We start from the raw sequence: 4,857 nt of genomic DNA, 5'->3' as shown, positions 1-4,857 counted from the left end.
TGTCCGTCTCCGAGGGCTCCTCGATCGCCGTACTCGCCCACCCCGAGTGCGACATCGGCCTCGTCGGCTACGAGATGGCCCTGCTCGTCGACCGGGCGGGGACCGTGCTCACCCCCGACCTGCGCTCCGAACTCCAAGGCAGTCTGATGCACTGACCGCCCTGACCCTGCTTTTCCGCACGATGTGTACTTCCTGCACCGAGACCGTTTTGCCCGGACACGGAGGACCCTCATGACCCCGCCACCCGCCTCGCCGGGCCCGTACGGCGCGTCCCACCACGCGCCGTACGGGGATGAAGGCGACCAGCCGCTGGTGCGGCCGTACGCCATGACCGGTGGCCGTACCCGGCCCCGCTACCAGCTCGCCATCGAGGCACTGGTCAGCACCACGGCCGATGCGGGCCAGTACCAGGGGTTGCTCCCCGAACACCAGCGGATCTGCCACCTCTGCCGGGAGATCAAGTCGGTCGCGGAGATCTCCGCGCTGCTGGGATTCCCGCTCGGTGTGGCCCGCATTCTCGTGGCCGACCTCGCAGAGGCCGGCATGGTCGCTATTCACCAGCCGGGCAGTGGCGAGGCCGGCGGACAGCCTGATGTGACACTGCTCGAAAGGGTGCTCAGTGGACTTCGCAAGCTCTAGACCGCAACCGCAGGCGGCTTACGGCCCGCCTGTGGCCCGGTCCACCACCTCGGCCAAGATCGTGGTGGCGGGCGGCTTCGGCGTGGGCAAGACCACGTTCGTCGGCGCGGTCTCGGAGATCAACCCGCTGCGCACGGAGGCCGTCATGACCTCCGCGTCGGCAGGGATCGACGACCTCAGCCACGTCCAGGACAAGACGACCACCACGGTGGCGATGGACTTCGGCCGTATCACCCTCGATGACGACCTGATCCTGTACCTCTTCGGTACGCCGGGCCAGGACCGCTTCTGGTTCATGTGGGACGACCTGGTGCGCGGCGCGATCGGCGCCGTGGTCCTGGTGGACACCAGACGGCTGGCGGACTGCTTCCCGGCCGTGGACTACTTCGAGAACAGCGGCCTGCCGTTCGTCGTCGCCCTCAACGGATTCGAGGGCCACCAGCCCTACCGGCCGGAGGAGGTGCGCGAGGCCCTGCAGATCGGGCCGGAGGCACCGATCATCACCACGGACGCCCGGCACCGCGGAGAGGCGAAGAGCGCTCTGATCACGCTCGTGGAGCACGCGTTGCTGGCGCGACTCAAGTAAGCCTTCGTGGTTGTCAGTTGTACCGAGGACCGGCTGTGTCATTTGACACGGCCGGTTCTTGCGTTCATAACGTTTCGACAGAGAATCGGCGGGCTGCGACCACCCCCCGCGCTCGATCGGTTCCGTTGCGGTGATACCAGCCGTGCGGAATGGACCCGCAAAGAGCTTATGCCCTATTTATGTCCGCGTGTTCGACTGTTCGTTGCAGTTTGTACGACGTTTGGCTAGTACCCCCATGACGTGCTGAAATTCGCAGAACCCGAGAGTAGTAACGGCACTTTGCTGTGTTGTCGCCGAGAGGTTGTTGGTCAAGTGAGGGACACGAGGCGAGCAGAGCCGGGCTCCCCGGAAGGCCCCCGGGGCAATTTCACGCCGCCCCAGCGGTACGACGGCGTGCCCGACGCGACCGCTGTCGCCACCCCGGAGCCGGCCGGCTCCGGCAGCCGTTTCGCGGTGCGCAACTGGCGGGTGGCCACGAGGCTGAACGCCATCCTCCTGATCCCCGTCGTCGTCGCCCTCATCATGGGTGGCTTCACCGTGCAGAACTCGGTGCACACCTGGCAGGAGGCGGACGCCGCCAAGCGCACCGCCAATCTGGTGCGCGCCGCCGCCGGCTACAGCCACGCCTTGATCAACGAACGTGACGTGACCGTCGTTCCCCTCCTCCAGGGCAAGCGCAGCGATCCGGTCGTGACGGGCGCCTACGCGGCCACCGACGCCGCCGCCCAGGCCTTCGACGATGCCGTCGACCAGATGCCCGACTCGGCCTCGCTGCAGCGCCGCGTGGAGGGTTTCCGCGTCAAGGAGCCCATGCTGCAGGTCATCCGCAAGGCGGCCTACACCCGGCAGCTGCCCGACAAGCAGACCGAAGAGAAGTACGTCGAGGTCCAGCACCCGCTGATGGAGCTCGCCAACGAGCTGAGCCTGGGCACCGGCAACATCACCAGCTACGGCCGTACCCTCTACGCGATCTCGCTGTCCAAGGCCGCCGAGTCGCTGACCCGCTCCATCGGTATGCACATCCTGGTCGAGGGCCAGGTGCCGCCCCGGGAGAAGAAGCTCCAGCAGACCGCCCTCACCTCGTACCTCTACCTCCAGGGCATCGCGCTCCAGGAGTACAGCGGCGGCGGAACCCCCGCCGACGCCCAGAATCTGAAGGACGCGCAGGCCGCGGCCGAGAAGAAGGGCGCCGAGCAGCTCAAGGCCGCCGCCGAGCAGGCCGAGCAGGCCGGGCAGACCTTCGTGAAGCCGCCGACCATCGAGAAGATGGTCACGGAGATCGCCTCGGACAAGTCGGCCAAGGAGCTGCGGGCCGAGGGCATCACCCCGGAGAGCTGGTTCGCCAGCAACACGCTGGCCTTCGACGCGTACCGGACGGTCGAGCAGAACCTCGCCGACACCGCCGTGAACGACGCCGAGAGCATCTCCTCCAGCGCCAAGACCGACGCGATCATGAACGCGGCCATCGTCGTGCTCGCCCTGATCCTGGCCTTCATCGTCGCGGGCATGATGGCCCGCAACATGAGCCGCAGCATGCGCAAGCTGCGCAACGCCGCCTTCGACGTCGCCGAGCAGCGGCTGCCGGGGCTGGTCGACCAGCTCTCGCGCACCGACCCGGGCCGGGTGGACACCACCGTCGTCCCGATCCCGATCACCAGCCACGACGAGATCGGTGAGGTCGCCCGCGCGTTCGACCAAGTGCACCGCGAGGCGGTCCGGCTCGCCGCCGAGCAGGCCCTGCTGCGGGGCAACGTCAACGCGATCTTCACCAACCTCTCGCGCCGGAACCAGGGCCTCATCCAGCGGCAGCTCACGCTGATCACCGAGCTGGAGAACAACGAGGCGGACCCGGACCAGCTCGAGAACCTCTTCAAGATGGACCACCTCGCCACCCGCATGCGCCGCAACGGCGAGAACCTGCTGGTCCTCGCCGGCGAGGAGCCCGGCCGCCGCTGGAACCAGCCGGTCCCGCTCGTCGACGTGCTGCGCGCCGCGGCCTCCGAGGTGGAGGCGTACGAGCGCATCGAGCTGGTCGGCATACCCGAGACGGACATCCACGGCACCGCCGTGACCGACCTCGTGCACCTGCTGGCCGAGCTGCTGGAGAACGCCACCACGTTCTCCTCGCCGCAGACCAAGGTGCGGGTGACCGCCACCCGGCTGCCGGACGGCCGCGTCATGATCGAGATCCACGACAAGGGCATCGGCCTGACCGCCGAGGACTTCGCCGACATCAACCACAAGCTGGCCGACCCGCCGACCGTGGACGTGGCGATCTCCCAGCGCATGGGCCTGTTCGTGGTCGGCCGCCTCGCCGACCGGCACGGCGTCCGCGTCCAGCTGCGCCCCTCGGGCGAGCAGGCCGGCACCACCTCGCTGGTCATGCTCCCCGAGGTGATCACGCACGGTGGCGGCGGCGAGGAGCACCTGCCCGAGGAGGACGACACGGACTTCTCCGTGTCGCGCATCGTCCCCGAGCACTCGACCGCCGAGTTCGGCTACCAGCCGACCGCCGCCGAGCTGGGCTTCGACGACTCCCAGTACGAGCGGTCCGACCAGTCCGCGTTCACCGTCGGCGGCGCCCCGGCGCAGCTCGACCCCGTCGGCCGCTCGCTGCTGCGCGAGGAGCGCCGTGCGCAGCTGGAGGCGTCGGCCACGGAACGTCCCGAGGACGTCGCGATGTTCGGCGACGACCACCTCCCGCAGCAGCGGGGGCAGCAGAGCCCGCAGGGGTACGAGCCGCAGTACGACGGCGGCTACGCCGAGGGTCAGGACTTCCAGGGACAGGGTTACCCGGCCCAGGACTTCCAGGGGCAGGAATTCGCCGGAGCGGACTTCGGCGGGCAGCCGGAGTACAGCGGGCAGGACGAGTACGGCGCACAGCCGTCCTACCAGCAGCAGGGGTCCTACGAGCCGGACTGGCAGCAGGACTTCCCCGCCCAGCCCGCCTCTTCGGGACCTTCCGCCCCACCCGTACTGGACGACTGGGCGCAGCCCATCGCCCACCAGGACCAGCAGGCGCCGGATTCCGTTCCCGCGACGCCCTTCGGGGCGCCGGAGAGCGTAGGCTCCCCCTCGCTGACGGATGCCGGCCTGCCACGCCGCGACCGGCAGTGGCCGCAGCCGGACCAGGCGGCGGCGGAACCGGTCGCCCAGCCGGTCCCCCAGCCCGATCCCGAGCCCGAACAGGCACCGGAAGAGGCCGAGACCGACTGGCGTTCCCAGAACGACCAGCACTGGCAGCGGGCCGAACAGGTCCGCGAACCCAAGGCGGGTGGGGTGACACCCTCCGGCCTGCCCCGTCGAGTGCCCAAGGCCAACCTGGTCGCGGGTACCGCACAGCAGACTCCGCAGGGCGGCCCACAGGTCTCCCGCGCGCCGGAGGATGTCCGCGGCCGGTTGAGTAACCTGCGCCGTGGTGTCCAGCAGGGACGCACTGCGGGAACTGACACGAACGGCCAGGCCTCCGACAATCACCACGGTGGCCCTCAGAACCAGGAGCGTTAGTTGAGTCCGATGAGCCAGGCGGCACAGAACCTGAACTGGTTGATCACCAACTTCGTGGACAACACCCCCGGGGTGTCCCACACGGTGGTGGTCTCCGCCGACGGCCTGCTGCTCGCGATGTCCGA

The 4,857-nt window shown here is 69.0% G+C and carries 4 protein-coding genes and 1 pseudogene; all 5 read left to right on the top strand.

Annotation, left to right across the window (positions count from 1 at the left end; translation table 11 throughout):
• Positions 1-155: pseudogene (locus ABZ721_RS40840) on the top strand (roadblock/LC7 domain-containing protein); the annotation flags it as partial.
• A 76-nt stretch (positions 156-231) separates the two neighbouring features.
• Positions 232-639 carry a DUF742 domain-containing protein gene (locus ABZ721_RS40835; RefSeq protein WP_138358185.1) on the top strand — a complete coding sequence of 136 codons (408 nt, stop codon included), beginning with the start codon at positions 232-234 and terminating at the stop codon, positions 637-639.
• Between the two features lie 31 nt (positions 640-670).
• Positions 671-1,225, top strand: coding sequence for an ATP/GTP-binding protein (locus tag ABZ721_RS40830; protein ID WP_138358186.1), 555 nt, complete (start codon positions 671-673; stop codon positions 1,223-1,225).
• 393 nt (positions 1,226-1,618) lie between these two features.
• Complete coding sequence (locus ABZ721_RS40825; protein ID WP_358793910.1) at positions 1,619-4,732, top strand: nitrate- and nitrite sensing domain-containing protein; 3,114 nt, start codon at positions 1,619-1,621, stop codon at positions 4,730-4,732.
• A 9-nt stretch (positions 4,733-4,741) separates the two neighbouring features.
• Positions 4,742-4,857 (top strand): roadblock/LC7 domain-containing protein (locus ABZ721_RS40820; RefSeq protein WP_302888475.1); only part of this gene is annotated, 116 nt, incomplete at its 3' end.

The organism is Streptomyces sp. NPDC006733, assembly GCF_040636125.1.
Classification (GTDB): domain Bacteria; phylum Actinomycetota; class Actinomycetes; order Streptomycetales; family Streptomycetaceae; genus Actinacidiphila.
Note: the sequence above shows the minus strand (reverse complement) of the source record. Positions and strands in the feature narration are given on the sequence as shown.

Bases quoted from the DNA above. Each gene is read 5' to 3' on its own strand.
- ABZ721_RS40835 (WP_138358185.1), top strand. From the start codon at position 232: ATGACCCCGCCACCCGCCTCGCCGGGCCCGTACGGCGCGTCCCACCAC.